Source organism: Mesorhizobium sp. M7A.F.Ca.ET.027.02.1.1 (genome assembly GCF_004022985.1).
In the GTDB taxonomy this organism is placed as follows: domain Bacteria; phylum Pseudomonadota; class Alphaproteobacteria; order Rhizobiales; family Rhizobiaceae; genus Mesorhizobium.
In genome coordinates this window covers 1-4,415 of sequence record NZ_RZOL01000470.1, presented here as the reverse complement: position 1 = coordinate 4,415, position 4,415 = coordinate 1, and the positions used below count along the sequence as shown (strand labels likewise).

4 protein-coding genes are annotated in these 4,415 nt (G+C 64.1%); 1 reads left to right on the top strand and 3 read right to left on the bottom strand.

All coding sequences use genetic code 11. The features are described from left to right. The coding region (locus EN749_RS31455) for a DHA2 family efflux MFS transporter permease subunit (protein ID WP_128364615.1) at positions 1-1,273 on the bottom strand (1,273 nt) is incomplete at its 3' end. Positions 1,274-1,647: 374 nt separating this feature from the next. On the opposite strand from EN749_RS31455, the gene EN749_RS31450 reads away from it, so the two are divergent. Then, positions 1,648-2,664, top strand: coding sequence for a Zn-dependent oxidoreductase (locus EN749_RS31450; RefSeq protein WP_128364614.1), 1,017 nt, complete (start codon positions 1,648-1,650; stop codon positions 2,662-2,664). A 7-nt stretch (positions 2,665-2,671) separates the two neighbouring features. Here EN749_RS31450 and EN749_RS31445 read toward each other — a convergent pair whose 3' ends face one another. Together EN749_RS31445 and EN749_RS31440 are read right to left on the bottom strand one after the other, a co-directional pair. Further along, a complete protein-coding gene (locus EN749_RS31445) occupies positions 2,672-3,376 on the bottom strand; it encodes a cyclase family protein (RefSeq protein WP_189367818.1) in 705 nt (234 codons plus the stop codon). Further along, positions 3,373-4,311 carry an ABC transporter permease gene (locus tag EN749_RS31440; protein WP_128364612.1) on the bottom strand — a complete coding sequence of 313 codons (939 nt, stop codon included), beginning with the start codon at positions 4,309-4,311 and terminating at the stop codon, positions 3,373-3,375. The genes EN749_RS31445 and EN749_RS31440 overlap by 4 nt, the downstream gene beginning before the upstream one ends. Positions 4,312-4,415: the final 104 nt, after the last annotated feature.

Below are 4,415 nucleotides of genomic sequence, written 5' to 3'. Positions count from 1 at the left end.
GCACCATGGCGGCGATCGAAACGCCCAGGGAAACGCTGAGTTGCTGCAGGACGCCGCCGAGACTGGTGGCGCGGCTGAGCTTGTCGTCCGGCAGGTCGGCATAGGACAGCGTGTTGGAGGTCATGAACTGCGCCGACCGGATGACCCCGAAGACAAAGACGTAAAGGCCGATCATCCAGTGCGGCGTATCGGCTTCGATCAAGGCGAAGCCCCCGACAGCGGCGGAGCCGACCACCGCGCTGCCGATGAGCACGACATTGAAGCCAAAGCGCCGCAACAGCGGCGACAGCAGCGGCCGAATGAGCAAGGCGCCGAAGCTGCCGACGAATGTCAGCGAGCCCGAGGTGACCGGGCTCATGCCAAAGCCGACCTGCAGCATCAGCGGCAACAGGAAAGGCACGCCATTGAGGCCAACGCGGCACAGGCCGCCTGCGAGCGTACCGACCCAGAACGAGCGAAATCGAAACAGTGTCAGATCGACTGCCGGTGCAACGACGCGGCGCGCATAGCGCCCGAAGGCGAGCAGCAGCAGGATCGCCGCGGCCAACACCAACGCTGTCGCCGAAACGGAGATGATCGGCCTACCGATGCTTTCCAGTCCGAACTGCAGCAGCGCGACTCCGCATCCGACCATCAGGAACCCGGCGAAGTCGAAGCGTTGCATCGCTTCCTCGCGGAAATCGTCGACGAAGCGCAGCGCCGCCAGAATGCCGAGACAACCGAAAGGCACGTTGACATAGAATATCCAGCGCCACGATGCATAGGTGGTCAACAGGCCGCCGAGCAGCGGCCCGATCACAGGCCCCATGATGGCGGGCAAGGTCATGTAGGTCATGGCGGTGATCAACCCGCTGCGCGGAAAGCTGCGCAGCAGGATCAGCCGCCCGACCGGCGTCATCATGGCGCCGCCCAGCCCCTGCAGGGCGCGCATCGCCAAAAGCATGCCGAAACTGTTGGCCATGCCGCACAGCGCCGAGCCGAGGGTGAAGGTGAAAAGTGCCAGCGCAAACACTTTTCGTGCGCCGAACCTGTCGGCGAACCAGCCGCTGACGGGAATGAATACGGCCAGCGTCAGGATGTAGGTGGTGATCGCCAGGTTCAGCCTGACCGGCGTCGTGTCGAGGCTGCGCGCGATGGCGGGGATCGCGGTGGTGATGATGGTGGAATCGAGCTGCTCCATCAGAAAGGCGATGGCGACGATGATTGGAATAATCAGTCTCAGCCTCGGGTCGCGCTCGGTGGCAAATTGAGGCTGTTCCAATGCTGTTGCCATTCCGTCATGCAGGCGGCTGCCCCATTCCAGATGGCGCGTCCGCGTTCAAAGGCAAGGTCGCCTTCCGTGCGGCAAGCCGGCCGAGGCCCCGATCGCACAGCCTGTCTTATGGTCCGACGGATAGGCAAGCGGTAGTCATTTCCTCCTTGATGGAAGTCAACAAATTTTGACTGCCCCCCCTTCGAGAGGAGACCGGCAAGACAGCGCATTGAGCGTCCAAACTGCGGACGCCAGGGCATTTGCGTTTCAGTGAACGCCAGTTCCGATTTCGTGTCGCAACGTGTCGGGTAAGAGGCTGTCTAACAGCCGCCATGAGCGCTTGACGAAGCAGCGAGATTGAGCCACTTGTCGACTAGTATACAAGTGGTGAGGCCATGCTTGAAGTTCTCGTTCGCGCGCCGCAGTCGCTGGAAGTCCGGCAGGGCACGATACCCCAGCCCGGAGCAGGCGAAGTCGTCGTTCATGTCAGCCGTGCCGGCATCTGCGGCTCCGACATTCACATCCTGCATGGCTCCAATCCGTTCGCCGTCTATCCACGTATCATCGGCCATGAATTCGCCGGCACCGTAACAGCGCTCGGACGCAATGTGACCGGCATTGCGACGGGAGACCGTGTGGTGGTCGATCCCGTGGTGTCGTGCGGCCACTGCTATCCCTGCCGGGTCGGCCGCTCCAATGTCTGCGCCAACCTCGAAGTGATGGGCGTTCACCGCGACGGCGGTTTTCGCGCCTTCGTCGCGGTGCCGGCGGCAAATGTCATACCGGTTCCAAGGGATATGCCGTTTGGGCTGGCGGCACTGGCCGAGCCGTTTTCCATCGCCGCCAATGTGCTCGATCGTACCGGTTGCGGACCCGAGGACACAGCGCTGATCTATGGCGCCGGCACGGTCGGCGTCACTGTCCTGCAGGTCGCCAAGCTCAAGGGCGCACGGTGCATCGTTGCCGATATCGACGAAGCCCGCCTGGAGCGAGCGCTCAGCTTCGGTGCCGACAGGGTGATCCACTCCGTGCGCGATCCCGTGCCGGCCGCGGTGCGCGGTGAAAATGACGGTCTTGGCCCGACGCTGGTCATTGACGGCGCCGGCATTCCCGCACTTCTCGACGAGGCTTGCCGGCTGGCCAGCCCGGCGGGCCGCATCGGCCTGCTCGGCTTTTCGGACGCCCCATCCAACCTCAGCCAGCAGGAAGTGGTGCGCAAGGAACTGACCATCGTCGGCTCGCGCCTGAACCGCCGGCTGTTGCCGCGCGTCGTCGAATGGCTGGCCGACAAGCGGCTCGATCCGCAAGGCATGATCACGCAGGTGTTCGCGGCGGCCGATGCACGCGCAGCCTTCGACTTGATCGAGAAGGAACCGGAGCGAACGCTCAAGGTTCAGCTGGACTTCTCGTAAGCCGGAATTAGCCCTCGACCAGCGCGACGGCGCGCAGCGGTGATCCGGTACCGCCTTCGATCGCCAGCGGCAAGCTGATCAGGAAGCACCAAGGCGGCAAGTCACCAAGCCGTGCGAAATTCTCGCCGATCAGGATGCCGGCTGAAAGCAACGTATTGTGCGCCGGGAAATCCTCGCTGCCGAAACAATCGATCGACAGGCAGTCCGAGCCGACGATGCGCGCACCGCGCTCGACCAGCAATTCGCTTGCCTGCCGCGACAGGCCGGGCCAGTCGGCGAGAAACGTGGCCGGATCGTCCCAGAACCGGTCCCAGCCGAAATGAAAGAACACGGCGTCGCCCTGCCGTACGCGGCCCTGTTCGGCCTCGAAAGCGAAGACAGCATCCGGCTCGACCGCCTGCCGGGGCCGACAGCCACGCGCATCGATCGTCACCATGCGGCCGAAGAAACGCTCGACCGGGATGCCGGAGATGGCAGCACCGCCGCGGATGAAATGGACCGGCGCATCGAAATGCGTGCCGGTGTGCTCGCTCATGGCCAACGCATGGTTACAGGCGACGTCGCCGCGGTCATAGGATTCCACCATCTCCTGGCAATAATGCGGGTGCGTCGGCCACACCGGCATGCCGGGCTTCATCGGATGCGTCAGATCGACGAAGGAAACCGCCTCTGTTTCGAACAGCTTGGCGAGCGTGTCAGTGGCGGATGTCATCTGACGCGAGGCCTCGGCACGAGAGCGACGATCAGGATGATCAGCACGCCAGTCAAAAGGAAGCGCACGCCTGCCTGGATGCCAAAGGTGTTGAGCATCGTGGACATCAGGTTGAAGAACAACGCAGCCCCCCATATGCCGACCGCGTTGGCCTGCCCACCAGCGACGCTGGTGCCGCCGAGCACCACCACGGCGATCGATTCCATCAGATATGCGTCACCCATGTTGAGTGCTGCCCCGCCGCTGAAGCCGGCAAGCAGGAAGCCGGCGAGCGCCGCCGCCGTGCCGCACAGCATATAGGCAATCAACCGCACCCGGGCGACGTTGATGCCGGCGAGCCGCGCCGCCGGTTCGCTCTGGCCGGTGGCCAGCACTTGCCGGCCCCAGACCGTGCGTTTGAGAGCGATCATGGCGACCAGCGTCAGCAGCATCACCGCGATCGGCATGAATTGCACGCCGCCAAGGTTCATCGAGGTGAACCGGGAAAGGCCTGCCGGCGGCTTCAGCGTCGCCTGGCCGCCGAGATTGAAGGCAAGCGACTGGAAGACGAAGCTCCAGGCGAGCGTGGCGATGATCGGCGGCAGCCTGAGCGCGACGATGGCAAGGAAGTTCGCGGCACCAGCGACAGCGCCAACGGCAAGTGCTGCAAGCAGGCCGGGCAGCAGCATGCCGTCGGACCCTTGCATGACCGTCATCGACACATAGGCGGCCAGCGTCAGCACGGATGGCACGGACAGGTCGATATTGCCCGGCCCGGAGGCGACCACGAACATCTGCCCGGTTCCCACCACAACGCTGAAGGCACCGAAGGCGAGCGCGCCCGACAGCGTGGCGCCGGCACTGCCGATGCCCGAGTAGGCTGTCGTGGCCAGCCACATTGCGAGCGCCACGATGAAGCCGTAGGTCCACGGCGCGAGGCTCAATCTCCGGGTCATCGCGTCCGCTCCGACAAAAGCACGCGCCCGGCCAGCACGAGAAACAGGATGACGCCCTGGGCGCCGATCTGCCATGTCGGCGGCACCTGCAGGAAAGATAGAAG